Below are 17,920 nucleotides of genomic sequence, written 5' to 3' on the forward strand. Positions count from 1 at the left end.
CCACGAGGCTTTCCCCACTGTGAACTTCACGCGCTGGAGCGCCCGGCTCCCCGGAACGCAGCGCCGCGCCGCAGCGCGGACCGAGCACACGGTCTCCCCGGACCGACGAGGGGAAGGCTCCGTGCCCGCAGCCCGCGCCGAGCAGCTGACCGACGACACGCCGCCCGCGCTCGCCGTCGACGAGCTGCCGGTGCGCGAGGTCCTCGACCGCGTCCCCGCGCTCGTCGCCCTCGTGCACGGCCCCGAGCACCGCCTTGCGTACGTCAACGACGCCTACACGGCGGCCTTCGGCGTGCGCCCCGTCGGCGAGCCCGCGCACGAGGCGCTGCCCGAGCTGGACGAGCTCGGCCTGCTGCCGCTCCTCGACCAGGTACTGCGCAGCGCGAAGCCCCGCACGGTCAAGTCCCGCAAGGTGAAGAGCGGCCGCTCCTACACCTTCACCTGCACGCCGGTCGACACCTCCCCCGAGGGCCAGGGCGGCGGCGTACTGATCTTCGCCACCGACGTCACCGACCACGCCGAGGCCGCCGAGCGACTGCGTGCCAGCGAGCGCCGCCAGCGCGAAACGGCCGTCACCCTCCAGCGCTCCCTCCTCCCCCAGGAGTTGGAGGAGCCCGACGACCTGCGCATCGCGGCCACCTACCAGCCCGGCGGCACGGAGGCCGCGGTCGGCGGCGACTGGTACGACGTGATCACCCTCGGCGGCGGCCGTACGGCGCTCGTCATCGGCGACGTCATGGGCCGCGGGGTGCGCGCCGCGGCGGTCATGGGCCAGCTCCGTACGGCCGTACGTGCCTACGCCCGCCTAGACCTTCCTCCCCACGAGGTCCTGCAACTCCTCGACGGCCTCGCCACCGAGATCGACGCCAACCAGATCGCCACGTGCGTGTACGCCGTCCACGACCCCAACGAGGGGCGGCTGGTGTACGCCTCGGCGGGCCACCTCCCCATCCTGGTCCGCGACGAGAGCGGCACCGTCCACCGCGCCGACGAGCCCACCGGGCCGCCGCTCGGCACCGGCGGCTGGCTGCACGCCTCGGGCTCGGTGCCGCTGGGTCCCGGCTCCACCGCCGTCCTCTACACCGACGGCCTGGTCGAACGCCGCGACGAGGACCTGGACGAGGGCATCGCCTCCCTGGAGCGCGCCCTCGCCGGCGCCACCGGCACCCCCCAGGTGGTCTGTGACCGCCTTGTCCGTTCGGCGGGTGTCACGGCCGACCACGACGACGACGTGGCGGTCCTGGTCCTCCAGCACCCCGCCCGTACGGGGCCGGACAGCGAGCTCTTCCGAAATGCCGCCCTGGAGCTGCTCGGGGGTGTGGAGGCGGCGCCACGCGCGCGTGCGTTCGCCTCCGGCGTTCTGACGAGCTGGCGTTTTCCGGCCGAGCTGCATGACCTGGGGGTCCTGGCCGCCAGTGAGCTTGTCGCCAACTCGCTGCAACACGGCACGCCACCCATGCGGTTGCGCCTGCGGCGCACTGACCGGCGCCTCATCATCGAGGTCACGGACGGTGATGATCACCTTCCGCGGCGACGCCGTGCCGATCCTGCCGACGAGGCGGGCCGTGGGATCGCCATCGTCGCCACGATTGCCTCCGGCTGGGGGTCGCGGCGTACCCCCGGGGGCGGCAAGGCGGTGTGGTGCGAGTTCGCGCTACCGCGCGGGGAACACTGAGAGCTTGGGCCAGGGGTGTGGTGTGTGTCGGCTGCGGGTGGGTGGGGGCTGGTGCAAAAGATTGCGCAGTTCCCCGCGCCCCTGAAGGCGCGGGGCTTCGCCCCGCGATCCCCCGCCCGCCCGGGTTCGTTCGTCTGCGGGCCGGTGGGGGCCGTTCGCGCAGTTCCCCGCGCCCCTAAAAGGGGCGCGGGGAACTGCGCAATCTTTTAGCGGGGGTCTGGGGGCGCAGCCCCCAGGAACGGATGGGACGGGTAGGGGCGGCGGGGGCGAGGAACCCTCGTGGGGACAGGGCCGCGCGTCACCTAGCCGTCTGACCCGCCCGGTGCTAATAGCTCCCCCATGGCAGACGAAACGGGCTTTCAGCTCAAAGGAAGTGCTCCTGAGCGCTACGAGCAGTACGCCGCGCCGTTCATGGCCCCCTTCGTGGAGGCGGTGCTGGACGCCGTGGACCTGTTCCCCGGCGCCACGGTCCTGGACCTGGCATGCGGCACAGGCTTCGCGGCCCGCGCGGCAGCCGCCCGGGTCGGCCCGGCGGGGCGCGTCTCGGGCGCGGACGTCAACGACGGCATGGTGAAGGTGGCCAGGGAACGCGCGCCCCGGATGTACCCGGACATCGCGTTCACGGCGGCCCCCGCTGACAACCTCCCCTACGAGGACGCCACCTTCGACGCGGTCGTGTGCCAGCAGGGCGTCCAGTTCTTCCCCGACCTGGATGCCGCCTTCGCGGAGACGGCCCGAGTGACCCGCCCAGGAGGCCGCTTCGCCGCCACCACCTGGGCCGCCAGGAGCCTGATCCCGTACTTCGTGGCCCAGTACGAGGCCGTCAAGGAGTACGGCGGCCCAGAGATCGCCGCGGACTACGAGGGCGCCTTCTCCGGCACCGCCGAACGCCTCACCACCGCCCTGCGCACCGCCGGCTTCCACGACGTCACCTGCCGCGAGGTCAGCTTCGGCATCGCCTTCCCGCCGCTGGCCGAGTACGCCCCCGGCCAGCTCTCGTCGACGTCCTGGGGCCAGGCGATCGTCGACAACGAAGGCGACGACGCCCTCGTACGCGCGGGCCGAGCGGTCCATGAACACCTCGCGGACCGCACCGCCCCCGACGGCAGCGCGACGCTCCCCTTTACGGCCAACCTGCTGACGGGGGTCCGCTGAGAGACAAAAGAGGCCGCCACCACGTCCGAAAACGTGGTGGCGGCCGTCGTACGTCTGCCCGTCCGTCGTCCGTCAGGCGCTCGCCGGGACCGGCTCCGCCGGTGTCCCGCCCTGCGCGACCACCCGGCTCTTCGCGAGCGACGGCTGGTTCTGCACGGGGGTGAGCTGCCGACCGAGCCGCACGGCCAGGAACGTGATGCCGAGCGAGAAGAGAAGGAACGTCACGATGTACGGGCCGTGCAGCGACGCCCCCATCGGACCGCCCACCGCGGGACCGATCGCCAGCGCGAGCTGCTTCACCAGGGCGAAGGCCGAGTTGTACTGACCGGCCATGCCCGACGGCGCCAGATCGGCGACCAGCGGTGCGACGGTCGGCGACAGCATCGCCTCGCCGAGTCCGAAGAGCGCGTACGTCGAGATGAAGGCCGCCGTGGCCATGGTCTGGCTGCCGTGGCCGAGGCCCGCGTACCCGGCCGCGAGCCACGCGACGGCCCAGATCAGACCGACCGCGCCGATCACCCGGGACCGCTTCCTGCGCTCGACGAACCTGAGCACAGCGAACTGCGCGATCACGATGACCGCGGTGTTCGCGGCCATCGCCGTACCGAGCGCGGACGTGGAGATCCCGGCCGCCTCGACGCCGTACGCGGAGAGCCCCGACTCGAACTGTCCGTAGCAGGCGAAGAACAGCACGAAGCCCAGCACGGACAGCTGCACCATGGCCCGGTTGTCGAGCAGCCGCTTCCAGCTGCCGCCCTTGGCCTGCGGCGCGTCACCCTTGATCCGCGGCGCGTGCGGCATCCGTACGGTCGACATGATCACGACGAGCAGCAGGAACATCGCCGCCTCGATCGAGAACAGCAGGGTGAACGACCCCGGCCGCGAGGTGTCGACGATGTGGCCGCCGATCAGACCACCGACACCGAACCCGAGGTTCTGCAGGAAGAACTGCATCGCGAAGGCGCGCGACCGCGTGTCCGCCGAGGAGCAGTCCACGATCATCGTCGCGAGCGCCGGCTGCATCACGGCCTGCCCGGCACCGAGCGCGGCCGCCGACAGCAGGACGGTCGTGGCGCTGTTCGCGAGCCCGAGGCTCAGAGCCCCCAAGGCGGCGGTGACCAGAGCGGCGAGCAGCACCGGCAGCGGGCCGCGCCGGACGATGGCCCGTCCGGCGAACGGCAACACGACAAGGGCGGCCACGGCGAAGACGGCGAGCACGATGCCCGCCGTCATGGAGCCGAGTCCCCGAACCTGCGCCACATAGACGTAGAGGAAGGGGACGGTAAAGCCGAGCCCGAACGCGCTGAGTGCGTTGCCCACGTGGATCCGGCGCATCGCTGCGCCCATCGCCCTGGTCACTTTCACCTGCCTTGGTAGTGAAGCCTTCAGGGCGCATGGATGCAGGCCTGAAGACTTCGAAGCTAAAGTTAGAACGTGAACAGTACACCTTGAAGGACTTCAAGGCCAAGTGATGGCGTGCGATACTGCGGTCATGGGCGACACCCCCGGCGTCAGTGAGCCGACACTCGAAGAACAGATCGCCGCGTACCAGCGCGAGTTCCAGGACCTCGACCCCCAGGTCGAGAAGATCGTCTCGGCCCTCTCCCGCCTCAACCGGCGCATGAACGTCGCCTACGGCCGCCAGACCGCCGCACTCGGCATCAGCAGCGCCGAGTGGGAAGTCCTCAAGGCACTCGTCCTCGCCGGCGCCCCGTACCGCCTGGGCCCGAGCGAGCTCGCCAAGCGGCTGGGCCTCACCCCGGCCGCGATGACCCACCGCATCGACCGGATGGTCTCGGAGGGGCTGGTCACCCGGGAGCGCGACGAGTCCAATCGCGTACGCGTCATCGTGGAGCTGACGGACGAGGGGCGCGAGAAGTGGCTTGAGGCGATGCGCCTTGCCTCGGTCTTCGAGGAGGACCTGCTCCAGGACCTGTCCGCCGAGGAGCGCGGCGTCCTGGGCGAGGCTCTGACCCGTCTTCTACGACGCGTGGAGCACGCCCAGCCGGACGCGGGCGGCCGGCTCAGCGACCTCGATTAAAGATCTTGACAGCGGCGGTTGACATCACCCTGCCCGGTCCGTAAGGTTCTTCGAGCTGCCACGGAGCCGTAACGGTTCTTCGGTAGCACCTCCGCCGCTGATGCGGCACCCAAACCACCAGCACGATCTCCCGGACCGGGGCGAATTCGGCGTGCCCGAATTCAATTCGATTCGGACACGGCAGCCCGATTAGGAACTGCCGAGAGGATCCGCTAAAGTTTGGGACGTCGGAACGGCCCAACAGCCGCGAAGACAAGCCCCGCTGACTGGGAATCAGGCCCGAAAGGATCTGATAGAGTCGGAACCGCCGGAAAGGGAAACGCGAAAGCGGAAACCTGGAAAGCACCGAGGAAAATCGGACCGGAAACGATCTGATAGAGTCGGAAACGCAAGAACGAAACAAAAACAAAGCAAGACCGAAGGGAAGCGCCCGGAGGAAAGCCCGAGAGGGTGAGTACAAAGGAAGCGTCCGTTCCTTGAGAACTCAACAGCGTGCCAAAAATCAACGCCAGATATGTTGATACCCCGTCTCCGGCCGATCGGCTGGGACGAGGTTCCTTTGAAAAAGTCCTGCCGGACGATGTTCGGTAGGCGCACAGCGAGGACGCTGTGAACCGAGGGGATTATTCCTCTCCTTGGTTCCGCTCTCGTGGTGTCCACCCGATTACGGGTAAACATTCACGGAGAGTTTGATCCTGGCTCAGGACGAACGCTGGCGGCGTGCTTAACACATGCAAGTCGAACGATGAAGCCCTTCGGGGTGGATTAGTGGCGAACGGGTGAGTAACACGTGGGCAATCTGCCCTTCACTCTGGGACAAGCCCTGGAAACGGGGTCTAATACCGGATAACACTCCTGCCCGCATGGGTGGGGGTTAAAAGCTCCGGCGGTGAAGGATGAGCCCGCGGCCTATCAGCTTGTTGGTGAGGTAGTGGCTCACCAAGGCGACGACGGGTAGCCGGCCTGAGAGGGCGACCGGCCACACTGGGACTGAGACACGGCCCAGACTCCTACGGGAGGCAGCAGTGGGGAATATTGCACAATGGGCGAAAGCCTGATGCAGCGACGCCGCGTGAGGGATGACGGCCTTCGGGTTGTAAACCTCTTTCAGCAGGGAAGAAGCGAAAGTGACGGTACCTGCAGAAGAAGCGCCGGCTAACTACGTGCCAGCAGCCGCGGTAATACGTAGGGCGCAAGCGTTGTCCGGAATTATTGGGCGTAAAGAGCTCGTAGGCGGCTTGTCACGTCGGGTGTGAAAGCCCGGGGCTTAACCCCGGGTCTGCATTCGATACGGGCTAGCTAGAGTGTGGTAGGGGAGATCGGAATTCCTGGTGTAGCGGTGAAATGCGCAGATATCAGGAGGAACACCGGTGGCGAAGGCGGATCTCTGGGCCATTACTGACGCTGAGGAGCGAAAGCGTGGGGAGCGAACAGGATTAGATACCCTGGTAGTCCACGCCGTAAACGGTGGGAACTAGGTGTTGGCGACATTCCACGTCGTCGGTGCCGCAGCTAACGCATTAAGTTCCCCGCCTGGGGAGTACGGCCGCAAGGCTAAAACTCAAAGGAATTGACGGGGGCCCGCACAAGCAGCGGAGCATGTGGCTTAATTCGACGCAACGCGAAGAACCTTACCAAGGCTTGACATACACCGGAAACGGCCAGAGATGGTCGCCCCCTTGTGGTCGGTGTACAGGTGGTGCATGGCTGTCGTCAGCTCGTGTCGTGAGATGTTGGGTTAAGTCCCGCAACGAGCGCAACCCTTGTTCTGTGTTGCCAGCATGCCCTTCGGGGTGATGGGGACTCACAGGAGACTGCCGGGGTCAACTCGGAGGAAGGTGGGGACGACGTCAAGTCATCATGCCCCTTATGTCTTGGGCTGCACACGTGCTACAATGGCAGGTACAAAGAGCTGCGAAGCCGCGAGGCGGAGCGAATCTCAAAAAGCCTGTCTCAGTTCGGATTGGGGTCTGCAACTCGACCCCATGAAGTCGGAGTTGCTAGTAATCGCAGATCAGCATTGCTGCGGTGAATACGTTCCCGGGCCTTGTACACACCGCCCGTCACGTCACGAAAGTCGGTAACACCCGAAGCCGGTGGCCCAACCCCTTGTGGGAGGGAGCTGTCGAAGGTGGGACTGGCGATTGGGACGAAGTCGTAACAAGGTAGCCGTACCGGAAGGTGCGGCTGGATCACCTCCTTTCTAAGGAGCACTTCTTACCGATCCCTCCGGGGTGAGGTCAGAGGCCAGTACATCGGCGAATGTCCGGTGCTGGTTGCTCATGGGTGGAACGTTGATTATTCGGCACCGTCAGTCATCTCGGGCTGTGAGTACTGTCCTTCGGGGCGTGGAAAGCTGATCACGAGTGGCGAGGGTGTCGGGCACGCTGTTGGGTGTCTGAAGGTACGGCCGATACGGCTGCCTTCAGTGCCGGCCCCAGTGAACTCCGGTGGTAACCGGGGGTGATGGGTGGTTGGTCGTTGTTTGAGAACTGCACAGTGGACGCGAGCATCTGTGGCCAAGTTTTTAAGGGCGCACGGTGGATGCCTTGGCACCAGGAACCGATGAAGGACGTGGGAGGCCACGATAGTCCCCGGGGAGCCGTCAACCAGGCTTTGATCCGGGGGTTTCCGAATGGGGAAACCCGGCAGTCGTCATGGGCTGTCACCCATACCTGAACACATAGGGTATGTGGAGGGAACGCGGGGAAGTGAAACATCTCAGTACCCGCAGGAAGAGAAAACAACCGTGATTCCGGGAGTAGTGGCGAGCGAAACTGGATGAGGCCAAACCATATGCGTGTGAGACCCGGCAGGGGTTGCGCATGTGGGGTTGTGGGATCTCTCTTTCACAGTCTGCCGGCTGTGAGACGAGTCAGAAACCGTTGATGTAGGCGAAGGACATGCGAAAGGTCCGGCGTAGAGGGTAAGACCCCCGTAGTCGAAACATCAGCGGCTCGTTTGAGAGACACCCAAGTAGCACGGGGCCCGAGAAATCCCGTGTGAATCTGGCGGGACCACCCGCTAAGCCTAAATATTCCCTGGTGACCGATAGCGGATAGTACCGTGAGGGAATGGTGAAAAGTACCGCGGGAGCGGAGTGAAATAGTACCTGAAACCGTGTGCCTACAAGCCGTGGGAGCGTCGCGCATTGAGTTTACTCAATGCGTCGTGACTGCGTGCCTTTTGAAGAATGAGCCTGCGAGTTTGCGGTGTGTTGCGAGGTTAACCCGTGTGGGGAAGCCGTAGCGAAAGCGAGTCCGAATAGGGCGATTTAGTAGCGCGCTCAAGACCCGAAGCGGAGTGATCTAGCCATGGGCAGGTTGAAGCGGCTGTAAGAGGTCGTGGAGGACCGAACCCACCAGGGTTGAAAACCTGGGGGATGACCTGTGGTTAGGGGTGAAAGGCCAATCAAACTCCGTGATAGCTGGTTCTCCCCGAAATGCATTTAGGTGCAGCGTCGTGTGTTTCTTGCCGGAGGTAGAGCACTGGATAGGCGATGGGCCCTACCGGGTTACTGACCTTAGCCAAACTCCGAATGCCGGTAAGTGAGAGCGCGGCAGTGAGACTGTGGGGGATAAGCTCCATGGTCGAGAGGGAAACAGCCCAGAGCATCGACTAAGGCCCCTAAGCGTACGCTAAGTGGGAAAGGATGTGGAGTCGCAGAGACAACCAGGAGGTTGGCTTAGAAGCAGCCACCCTTGAAAGAGTGCGTAATAGCTCACTGGTCTAGTGATTCCGCGCCGACAATGTAGCGGGGCTCAAGCGTACCGCCGAAGTCGTGTCATTCATACAATAGGGCCAACGCCCGTATGGATGGGTAGGGGAGCGTCGTGTGCCGGGTGAAGCCGCGCCGGAAGGCAGTGGTGGACGGTTCACGAGTGAGAATGCAGGCATGAGTAGCGATACACACGTGAGAAACGTGTGCGCCGATTGACTAAGGGTTCCTGGGTCAAGCTGATCTGCCCAGGGTAAGTCGGGACCTAAGGCGAGGCCGACAGGCGTAGTCGATGGATAACCGGTTGATATTCCGGTACCCGCTGTGAAGCGTCAAACATCGAACCAGGCGATGCTAAGTCCGTGAAGCCGCCCCGGAGCCTTCGGGCAAAGGGGAGTGGTGGAGCCGACGGACCAGACCTGTAGTAGGTGAGTGATGGGGTGACGCAGGAAGGTAGTCCATCCCGGGCGGTGGTTGTCCCGGGGTAAGGGTGTAGGCCGTGCGATAGGCAAATCCGTCGCACATGAGGCTGAGACCTGATGCCGAGCCGATTGTGGTGAAGTGGATGATCCTATGCTGTCGAGAAAAGCCTCTAGCGAGTTTCATGGCGGCCCGTACCCTAAACCGACTCAGGTGGTCAGGTAGAGAATACCGAGGCGTTCGGGTGAACTATGGTTAAGGAACTCGGCAAAATGCCCCCGTAACTTCGGGAGAAGGGGGGCCATCACCGGTGAGGGAATTTACTTCCTGAGCTGGGGGTGGCCGCAGAGACCAGCGAGAAGCGACTGTTTACTAAAAACACAGGTCCGTGCGAAGCCGTAAGGCGATGTATACGGACTGACGCCTGCCCGGTGCTGGAACGTTAAGGGGACCGGTTAGTCACTCTTCGGGGTGGCGAAGCTGAGAACTTAAGCGCCAGTAAACGGCGGTGGTAACTATAACCATCCTAAGGTAGCGAAATTCCTTGTCGGGTAAGTTCCGACCTGCACGAATGGCGTAACGACTTCTCGACTGTCTCAACCATAGGCCCGGTGAAATTGCACTACGAGTAAAGATGCTCGTTTCGCGCAGCAGGACGGAAAGACCCCGGGACCTTTACTACAGTTTGATATTGGTGTTCGGTTCGGCTTGTGTAGGATAGCTGGGAGACTTTGAAGCAGGCACGCCAGTGTTTGTGGAGTCGTCGTTGAAATACCAGTCTGGTCGTGCTGGATGTCTAACCTGGGTCCGTGATCCGGATCAGGGACAGTGTCTGATGGGTAGTTTAACTGGGGCGGTTGCCTCCTAAAGAGTAACGGAGGCGCCCAAAGGTTCCCTCAGCCTGGTTGGTAATCAGGTGTTGAGTGTAAGTGCACAAGGGAGCTTGACTGTGAGACCGACGGGTCGAGCAGGGACGAAAGTCGGGACTAGTGATCCGGCGGTGGCTTGTGGAAGCGCCGTCGCTCAACGGATAAAAGGTACCCCGGGGATAACAGGCTGATCTTCCCCAAGAGTCCATATCGACGGGATGGTTTGGCACCTCGATGTCGGCTCGTCGCATCCTGGGGCTGGAGTCGGTCCCAAGGGTTGGGCTGTTCGCCCATTAAAGCGGTACGCGAGCTGGGTTTAGAACGTCGTGAGACAGTTCGGTCCCTATCCGCTGCGCGCGCAGGAATATTGAGAAGGGCTGTCCCTAGTACGAGAGGACCGGGACGGACGAACCTCTGGTGTGCCAGTTGTCCTGCCAAGGGCATGGCTGGTTGGCTACGTTCGGGAGGGATAACCGCTGAAAGCATCTAAGCGGGAAGCCTGCTTCGAGATGAGTATTCCCACCTCCTTGAGAGGGTAAGGCTCCCAGTAGACGACTGGGTTGATAGGCCAGATCTGGAAGCCCGGTAACGGGTGGAGGTGACTGGTACTAATAGGCCGAGGGCTTGTCCTCAGTTGCTCGCGTCCACTGTGTTGGTTCTGAAACCACGAACAACCGTCGTAGCTATGCCACGGCTCCGGTTGACAGTTTCATAGTGTTTCGGTGGTCATAGCGTGAGGGAAACGCCCGGTTACATTCCGAACCCGGAAGCTAAGCCTCACAGCGCCGATGGTACTGCAGGGGGGACCCTGTGGGAGAGTAGGACGCCGCCGAACAAATTTTAAGAAGAAGCCCCAACTCCTGGGTATACACCCGGAGTTGGGGCTTTTTCGCGTTCACCGTGTGGTCATGTCCACGTCAATAGTAGTTCCCTCTCCCGTCACGCCCTCGCGTCACCGTCGTGACTCATGGTCCTGAGACGCAGAAACAGACGTCGAGTTGTCACTGTGCTGGCAGGTACCGCCGTTCTCGCCACCGGGGCCGCCGTCGCGCTCGCGGCCGCGGGTGGGCAGGGCTCCGCAGGTCCGAAGGACGATGGAACGGCCATCACCCCCGTCGGCTACAAAGTCACCCCCGCCGGCCAACAGGCCCAGCTCGGGAACCTCCCGCTCAACGCGGTGCTGTCGCCCGACAAGAGCATGCTCCTGGTGAGCAACGCCGGTCAGGGCACCCAGTCCTTGCAGGTGGTCGACCCCGGGGACTCGGAGGTCGTGCAGACCATCTCGTACAAGAGCCCAGCGGCGATCTTCACCGGGCTCGCCTTCAGTCCCGACGGCAAGCGCGCGTACGTCAGTGGGGGCGGGCGCGAGATCATCCACACGTATGACGTGGCGGACGGGCGGCTGACGGAGAAGGGCTCCATCAAGCTGCCCACGAAGAACCCCGACGGGCAGGCCGTGAACATGTATCCGGCCGGGATCGCCGTGACGCCCGACGGGAAGCGGCTCGTCGTGGCCGACCGGCTGGCGGACGCGGTGACCGTGGTCGATGTCGGCGACGGTTCGATGGCGACCACGGCTGTGGGGCACGACCCGTACGCCGTCGTGCTCGCTGATGGCGGGAACACCGCGTATGTCACCAATCAGGGTGGCAACACCGTCAGCGTGGTGGATGTCAGTGGGGCGGCTCCCGTGCAGAGTGACTCCATCGAGGTGGGGACGCATCCCAACGCCGTGGTCGCCGACGCCGAGGGGGACACCCTCTACGTCGCCAATGGGGACAGTGATCAGGTCAGCGTCATCGATGCCGCGACGCGCAAGGTCACGCGGACCATCGGGCTCGCGCCGTACCGGCACGCTCCCGTCGGCAGCAATCCCGACGCGCTCGCGCTCTCCGAGGACGGGCGGCGGCTCTACGTCGCCAACTCGGGGAACAACGACATCGCTGTCGTAGACCTGAAGGAGGGGAAGACGGACGGGCTGATCCCGACCGCCTGGTATCCGACGGCCGTCATCGCGCATGACGGGAAGTTGTATGTCACCAATGCCAAGGGGCTGGGAGCGGGGCCGAACAACGGGCCCGGGTATCCCAACCCGACGTCCACCGCGGCGACTTCGCCCGACCAGTATTCCGGGTCGATGATGAAGGGGACCCTGTCGACCGTCCAACTGGACGGCGGGAACAAGCAGTTGAAACGGTGGACGCGGACCGTCGTCGCCAACAACGGGTTCGAGCAGAAGGACAGTCCGCGGGCGACCGGGGCGGTCGTGCCGCGACGGGTCGGGGAGAAGTCGCCGATCAAGCACGTCATTTACGTGGTGAAGGAGAACCGGACCTACGACCAGGAGTTCGGCTCGCTGAGCCAGGGCAACGGGGACGCCTCGCTCAACCTGTTCGGGGACGACTCCGCGCCCAACGCCCGTGCGCTGGAGCAGCGGTTCGTGACGCTGGACAACTTCTACGCGGACGCCGAGGTGAGCGCGCAGGGGTGGAACTGGACCGTGGCCGCCAACTCCAACCCGTACAGCGAGCAGGGATGGCCCGCCAACTACTCGGGGCGCAACCACTCGTATCCGTCCGAGAACGGTGACCCGGCCATCGCGCCCAACAAGGATCCCGAGCACGCGTACATCTGGCAGCGGCTCGCGGACAAGGGCGTCGGCTTCCGCAACTACGGGTTCTACGTGAACGCGGACGCGGCGGGGAAGGCCGCGGCCCAGGATCCGGTGCTGAACGCCGGGACCGACCACGACTTCGGGCCGTACAACCTCAGTTGCCCCGACTCGGCGAACACCTTCCCCGCGCGCGGTACGACCTGTGGGAGCCCGCGGATCGAGGAGTGGAAGAAGGAGTTCCAGGGGTACGAGGCGAGCGGGGAGCTGCCCGCCTTCGAGATGGTGCGGCTGCCGAACGACCACACCTCGGGGACCAAGGCCGGCATGCCGACCCCGCAGGCGTACGTCGCCGACAACGACTGGGCGCTCGGGCAGCTGGTCGACGAGGTCTCGCACTCCAGGTTCTGGAAGTCGACGGCGATCTTCGTGACCGAGGACGACGCGCAGAACGGGCCCGACCATGTGGACGCGCATCGGACGATCTCGCAGGTCATCAGCCCGTACACGCAGACCGGGCGGGTCGACTCGACCTTCTACAGCACCGCCTCGATGGTGCGGACGATCGAGCTGCTGCTCGGGCTGTCGCCGATGACGCAGTTCGACGCGTACGCGACGCCGATGGTGAACTCGTTCACGGCGCGGCCGCGTGTCGAGGCGTACGACGCTGTGAAGCCGTCGACCGATCTGGCGGCTGTGAACACGGTCAACTCGCCCATGGCGAAGGTGTCCGCGAAACAGGACCTCACCAAGGAGGACCAGATCGACGAGCGGACCTTCAACGAGGCGATCTGGAAGAGCGTGCGGGGAGCCGGGTCCGTGATGCCCGCGCCTCGGCATGATCTGTACGGGGCTGTGCCCAATGACCAGGCCGCGGAACTGGATGACGACGACTGAGTGTCGGCCAATGAGTGTCGACCATTGAGTGGCGATCACTGAGTGGCGATCACTGAGTGACGTACGCAAGCCCCCGCTTCCCTCCGGGAGCGGGGGCTTGCGGGAGTGCGGTTACTTCAGGCGGGACGACGCGACGATCGAGACGATGTGCGCGGGGACGAGCAGCCAGACGATCGCCGTCACGGCGACGGTCGCGATCTTCGTCGCCGTCAGGTCGCCGAGCGCCAGGTCGACGACGGCCGTCACGAGCAGCAGGATGGTGCACTCGATGCCGTTGACCAGGCGGTGGAGGCCGACGGCCGAGGCGAGGCGGCGGACCTGGGCGAGGCCGCTGGAGCGCGGCACGACGGACTGGTCGGTGGCCTTCTCCATGCCGCTGTCGGAGCGGGCCACGTGGACCAGGTCGGAGGACGACTTCAGGAGCAGCACACCGATCGCCGCCGCCAGGCCGGCCACCAGGTAGGGGTCCAGGCCGAGTTCGGCGGCGCGGATGCCCATGCCGACCATGACGGCGGCGTCGGCGAGGTAGGCGCCGAGACGGTCCAGGTAGACGCCGAGCGGGCTGAACTGGCGCCGCCAGCGGGCCACTTCGCCGTCCACGCAGTCCAGCAGCAGGTACAGCTGCATGAAGACGACGGAGAGTACGGCGCCGCCCAGGCCGGGGATGACCAGGGCCACCCCGGAGAGCACGCCCGCGAAGACCATCACCGTCGTGATCTGGTTCGGCGAGACGCGCGTGCCCAGCATCAGGCGGGTCACCCGCAGGGAGAGCGCACGCATGTAGAGGCGGCCGGCCCAGTGTTCCGCCCTGCTCTCCAGCTTGCCCGCAGGGTGGATGACCTCGCGGAGTTCCTCTAGTTGGACCTTGGTCATGCGGCTTTCTCCCCTGGATCAATGTGCGTACAGGGAAGAGCATGACGGGGGCCCGGACGGCGGGCGTCGGCAGGGTGGATGTCCGGGGGATATCGGATGAGTGATGTCGTACGCGCGTACTACGGTGGCTCCCATGAACCTCGTGATCCGTTCCATACGTGCCGACGAGTGGGCCAAGGTGAAGGAGCTCCGGCTCGACGCCCTGAAGGACCCTGTCGCGCATCTCGCGTTCCTGGAGAGCTACGAGGAGGGCCTCGCCAAGCCCGACGCGTTCTGGCAGGAGCGGGCGGCCGGGGCGGCCGAGGGGACGACGGAGCGGCAGCAGTTCATCGCCGAGGACGCGGACGGGGTGTGGGGCGGGTCCGTGACCGTGCTGGTCGAGGAGCCCGGGGAGCGGGACTTCAACGACGTCGTGGTCGAGCAGCGCCAGGGGCACCTGGTGGGGGTCTACGTGCGGCCCGAGCACCGGGGGAGTGCGGTCGGTGTGACCGGGGCGCTCTTCGACGCCGCCCTTGAGTGGTCCTGGCGCATCGGGCTCGATCGCGTACGGCTCTTCGTGCACGAGAAGAACGGCCGGGCGGAGGCGTTCTACCGGAAGGCCGGGTTCGTGCCGAGTGGGCGGACCGTGCCGGCGCCGGGGGATGCCGGGGAGCTGGAGCTGGAGCTGGTGATCGAGCGGGCGGACGCGGGGGCCCGCTAGAGGGGGAGTTCGTACTGGGGCCAGCGGGACCGCGCCTGCTCCTGGGAGCGGAGGAGGGCCAGCGTCGGCAGGCCCCGGTCCGCTCCCATGGCCAGGAGGTCCGGGAGCTGGGGGAGCGGGGCCACGGCCGCGACGTCGTCCAGGACGAGCGTAAGTGGTGGGTCGAGGCGACCGGAGGATGACCGTTCGGCCATGCGCCGGCCGCGCTCGACCACGCTTGAGGCGAGGGCCGTCAGGAGCGGCATGGCGCCGGGGTTCGCCTTGGGGTCCTCGATGGGTTCACCGACCACATAAAGCGTGCCCCCTTCGTTCACGAAGGAATCCAAGGCGAGGCTGTCAGTTCGATTTGCAGTGCATGACTCGCGGATGTTGACCGTGAAGAGGGAGGACAGCGCGCGGGCCGTCAACTCCTGGGCGATGTCGCGGCGTTCGGTGTGCGAGGTGAGGGCGGCTTCGAGTTCGCCGGCGGCGCCCGATGCGGCCTTGGGGTTGGTACGGAGGGCTCGTACGGCGTCCTGGACCTGGGTGCCCTGGGCCCAGCGGTGGACGTGGCGGAAGGGTTTGCCCTCCACGGCGGCGGCGTGCAGGTAGCTGCGCAGGAGCGTTTCCGCTACGTCTGCCATGGGCTGGTCGACCTTGGCGGTGGGGCGTACGGGGGCGAGGAGGGCGGTGGCTCTCGCTGCTGCCGTTGCCTTGTCCTCGCAGCCGGTTGATGGGGACCAGTGGAGGCGGGCCGGGGTGTCGCACAGGTGCGTGGGGTCGTAGAGGAGGACGGGGCCCAGTTTGGCTCTGGCGTCCTTGGTCTCCGACCAGGTGGCGGGGTTCGAGGTGATGATGAGGGCTGGGCCTTCCGCGTCCCGTACGGCTTGGGTCGCGGTGGTGTGGCGGGACTCTGGCGGGGCCAGGATTACCGGGCCTGCGGCGCGCGTTTTTGCCCACCCGCCCGCCCGTTTACCGTCCGTTGCATCGGGAGCCGTCGGAGCCGCGCCTTCGGCGCGGATGGTTTCCCACCCGCCCACCCGTTCACCGTCAGTTGCAGAGGGAGCCGTCCAAGCAGCCATCGTCGGCCGCGGTTCCTCCGCCTGCCTCGGCACCACCGGCGCGACCTCAGCTGTCGCCTCCGCCCTCCGCCTGGCCCTTCCCGCCCGCCACCGAACCACCGTCCCCAGCACGAACACCGTCAGCACCAGCAGCACCATCAGCTGGCCGATGAACAGGCCCCAGAAGAGCCCGTATCCGGAGAGCTGGGCGGCCGGGGTGTCCGGCCAGGCGCCCGCCACGTCGTGCGGTTGGCCGATGAGGTGGCGCATGGCCAGGGGGGTATGGGCGAAGGTGACGGCGTGTGGCCAGGCGCCGCGGGAGAACCAGCCCGCGAGGCCCGTCGCCGTCCACACCATCAGCGTCATGCCGAGAAGGAAGGCCAGTACCCCGACCAACAGCCCGTCGGGGATGCCGCCTTCCCCTTCGCGACGCCCGTCGCGCTGGTCCTGTCTCATCTCACGCCACCTCTCACGCCACCGTGGACTCGGAGGAGCCGTCGAGATCGCTGAGGTGCTGTTCCATGAAGGCCGCCGCCCGCTCCTCCGCCTCCAGTTCCGCGGCGCGCAGCGCGTCGTCGGCGAGGTGGTCGGCGGAGGACTCGGTCATGGCGCGGTCGGTGAAGACGAGGGGGCGTTCGGTCTCGGTGATCAGGTGCTTGACCACCTGCACGTTGCCGTTGACGTCCCACACCGCGATGCCGGGCGTGAGGGTGGGGATGATTTCGACCGCCCAGCGAGGGAGGCCCAGCACCCGGCCCGTCGACCGTGCCTCGTCCGCCTTCTGGGCGTAGATCGTCCGTGTCGATGCCATCTTCAGGATCGCCGCGGCCTCCTTCGCCGCCGCCCCGTCGACCACGTCCGACAAGTGGTGGACGACCGCGACGAACGACAGGCCGAGGCGTCGGCCGAACTTGAGCAGCCGCTGGAAGAGCTGGGCCACGAAGGGGCTGTTGATGATGTGCCACGCCTCCTCGACCAGGAAGATGCGCTTCTTCCGGTCGGGGCGGATCCACGTGTGCTCCAGCCACACGCCCACGATCGCCATCAGGATCGGCATGGCGATCGAGTTCCGGTCGATGTGGGAGAGGTCGAAGACGGTGAGGGGGGCGTCCAGGTCGATTCCGACCGTGGTGGGGCCGTCGAACATGCCCCTCAGGTCGCCGTCCACCAGGCGGTCCAGGACCAGGGCCACGTCCAGACCCCACGCCCGTACGTCGTCTATGGCGACGTTCATCGCCTCGGCCGACTCCGGCTCGGGGTGCCGTAGCTGCTCCACGATGTCCGTCAGTACCGGCTGGCGCTCGACGATCGTCTCGTTGACGTAGGCGTGCGCGACCTTCAGCGCGAAGCCGGACCGCTCGTCCAGGCCGTGGCCCATCGCGACCTCGATGATGGTGCGCAGCAGCGCCAGCTGGCCCGTCGTCGTGATCGCCGGGTCGAGCGGGTTGAGCCGGATCCCCATGTCCAGGGCGGCGGTCGGGTCGAGGCGGATAGGAGTTATCCCCAGCTCTTCCGCGATGAGGTTCCATTCGCCGACGCCGTCCTCGCCCTGCGCGTCGAGGACGACGACCTGCCGGTCGCGGAACCTCAACTGCCGGAGCACGTACGTCTTTTCAAGCGCAGACTTGCCGTTGCCGGACTCGCCGAGCACCAGCCAGTGCGGGGCCGGAAGCTGCTGCCCGTACAGCTGGAAGGGGTCGTAGATGTAGCCCTTCCCGGAGTACACCTCGCGGCCGATGATGACGCCCGAGTCGCCGAGGCCCGGGGCGGCGGTCGGCAGGTAGACCGCCTGGGCCTGGCCCGTGGAGGTGCGCACGGGGAGGCGGGTCGTCTCGACCTTGCCGAAGAGGAAGGACGTGAAGGTGTCCGTGGCGGCGGACAGCGGATCCCGCATCAGAGCATCAGCCCCATCAGAACATCA

Annotated in this window: 9 protein-coding genes and 3 rRNA genes; 8 read left to right on the forward strand and 4 right to left on the reverse strand. The window is 65.8% G+C overall.

The features are described from left to right. The first annotated feature begins 19 nt into the window (after nucleotides 1–19). Together OIC96_RS25445 and OIC96_RS25450 are read left to right on the forward strand one after the other, a co-directional pair. Nucleotides 20–1,675: an ATP-binding SpoIIE family protein phosphatase gene (locus OIC96_RS25445; RefSeq protein WP_330305632.1), complete on the forward strand. Its 1,656-nt coding sequence runs from the start codon at nucleotides 20–22 to the stop codon at nucleotides 1,673–1,675. A gap of 339 nt (nucleotides 1,676–2,014) precedes the next feature. Next, on the forward strand, nucleotides 2,015–2,830 hold the full coding sequence (locus tag OIC96_RS25450; protein WP_330305631.1) for a class I SAM-dependent methyltransferase: 816 nt from the start codon (nucleotides 2,015–2,017) through the stop codon (nucleotides 2,828–2,830). A 72-nt stretch (nucleotides 2,831–2,902) separates the two neighbouring features. On the opposite strand, the gene OIC96_RS25455 is transcribed toward OIC96_RS25450, so the two are convergent. Continuing rightward, a complete protein-coding gene (locus tag OIC96_RS25455; RefSeq protein ID WP_330305630.1) occupies nucleotides 2,903–4,177 on the reverse strand; it encodes an MFS transporter in 1,275 nt (424 codons plus the stop codon). Between the two features lie 145 nt (nucleotides 4,178–4,322). Here OIC96_RS25455 and OIC96_RS25460 point away from each other — a divergent pair, with 145 nt between their 5' ends. The 5 genes from OIC96_RS25460 (at nucleotide 4,323) to OIC96_RS25480 (ending at nucleotide 13,386) form a co-directional block, all read left to right on the forward strand. Continuing rightward, nucleotides 4,323–4,871: a MarR family winged helix-turn-helix transcriptional regulator gene (locus OIC96_RS25460; RefSeq protein ID WP_330305629.1), complete on the forward strand. Its 549-nt coding sequence runs from the start codon at nucleotides 4,323–4,325 to the stop codon at nucleotides 4,869–4,871. Nucleotides 4,872–5,548: 677 nt separating this feature from the next. Beyond that, nucleotides 5,549–7,074: ribosomal RNA gene (locus tag OIC96_RS25465) — 16S ribosomal RNA — on the forward strand. 314 nt (nucleotides 7,075–7,388) lie between these two features. After that, a 23S ribosomal RNA gene (locus tag OIC96_RS25470) occupies nucleotides 7,389–10,510 on the forward strand. 86 nt (nucleotides 10,511–10,596) lie between these two features. Continuing rightward, nucleotides 10,597–10,713: ribosomal RNA gene (gene rrf / locus OIC96_RS25475) — 5S ribosomal RNA — on the forward strand. The 16S, 23S and 5S rRNA genes sit together here, the layout of an rRNA operon. A 171-nt stretch (nucleotides 10,714–10,884) precedes the next feature. Beyond that, complete coding sequence (locus OIC96_RS25480; protein WP_330305628.1) at nucleotides 10,885–13,386, forward strand: bifunctional YncE family protein/alkaline phosphatase family protein; 2,502 nt, start codon at nucleotides 10,885–10,887, stop codon at nucleotides 13,384–13,386. Between the two features lie 111 nt (nucleotides 13,387–13,497). Here the strand turns inward: OIC96_RS25480 and OIC96_RS25485 are convergent, their stop codons facing one another. Continuing rightward, nucleotides 13,498–14,259 carry a CDP-alcohol phosphatidyltransferase family protein gene (locus tag OIC96_RS25485; protein ID WP_330305627.1) on the reverse strand — a complete coding sequence of 254 codons (762 nt, stop codon included), beginning with the start codon at nucleotides 14,257–14,259 and terminating at the stop codon, nucleotides 13,498–13,500. A 133-nt stretch (nucleotides 14,260–14,392) separates the two neighbouring features. On the opposite strand from OIC96_RS25485, the gene OIC96_RS25490 reads away from it, so the two are divergent. Further along, nucleotides 14,393–14,959 carry a GNAT family N-acetyltransferase gene (locus tag OIC96_RS25490; protein WP_330305626.1) on the forward strand — a complete coding sequence of 189 codons (567 nt, stop codon included), beginning with the start codon at nucleotides 14,393–14,395 and terminating at the stop codon, nucleotides 14,957–14,959. On the opposite strand, the gene OIC96_RS25495 is transcribed toward OIC96_RS25490, so the two are convergent. Then, nucleotides 14,956–16,455: a type IV secretory system conjugative DNA transfer family protein gene (locus tag OIC96_RS25495; RefSeq protein WP_330305625.1), complete on the reverse strand. Its 1,500-nt coding sequence runs from the start codon at nucleotides 16,453–16,455 to the stop codon at nucleotides 14,956–14,958. The genes OIC96_RS25490 and OIC96_RS25495 overlap by 4 nt on opposite strands. Before the next feature lie 13 nt (nucleotides 16,456–16,468). Beyond that, nucleotides 16,469–17,893, reverse strand: coding sequence for an ATP-binding protein (locus OIC96_RS25500; RefSeq protein ID WP_330305624.1), 1,425 nt, complete (start codon nucleotides 17,891–17,893; stop codon nucleotides 16,469–16,471). Nucleotides 17,894–17,920: the final 27 nt, after the last annotated feature.

This window comes from Streptomyces sp. NBC_00775 (genome assembly GCF_036347135.1).
Classification (GTDB): domain Bacteria; phylum Actinomycetota; class Actinomycetes; order Streptomycetales; family Streptomycetaceae; genus Streptomyces; species Streptomyces lutosisoli.

Coding starts and splice junctions, on each gene's coding strand:
- OIC96_RS25450 (WP_330305631.1), top strand. CDS start 2,015: ATGGCAGACGAAACGGGCTTTCAGCTCAAAGGAAGTGCTCCTGAGCGC.
- OIC96_RS25455 (WP_330305630.1), bottom strand. CDS start 4,177: ATGGGCGCAGCGATGCGCCGGATCCACGTGGGCAACGCACTCAGCGCG.
- OIC96_RS25460 (WP_330305629.1), top strand. CDS start 4,323: ATGGGCGACACCCCCGGCGTCAGTGAGCCGACACTCGAAGAACAGATC.
- OIC96_RS25485 (WP_330305627.1), bottom strand. CDS start 14,259: ATGACCAAGGTCCAACTAGAGGAACTCCGCGAGGTCATCCACCCTGCG.
- OIC96_RS25490 (WP_330305626.1), top strand. CDS start 14,393: ATGAACCTCGTGATCCGTTCCATACGTGCCGACGAGTGGGCCAAGGTG.
- OIC96_RS25495 (WP_330305625.1), bottom strand. CDS start 16,455: ATGAGACAGGACCAGCGCGACGGGCGTCGCGAAGGGGAAGGCGGCATC.
- OIC96_RS25500 (WP_330305624.1), bottom strand. CDS start 17,893: ATGCGGGATCCGCTGTCCGCCGCCACGGACACCTTCACGTCCTTCCTC.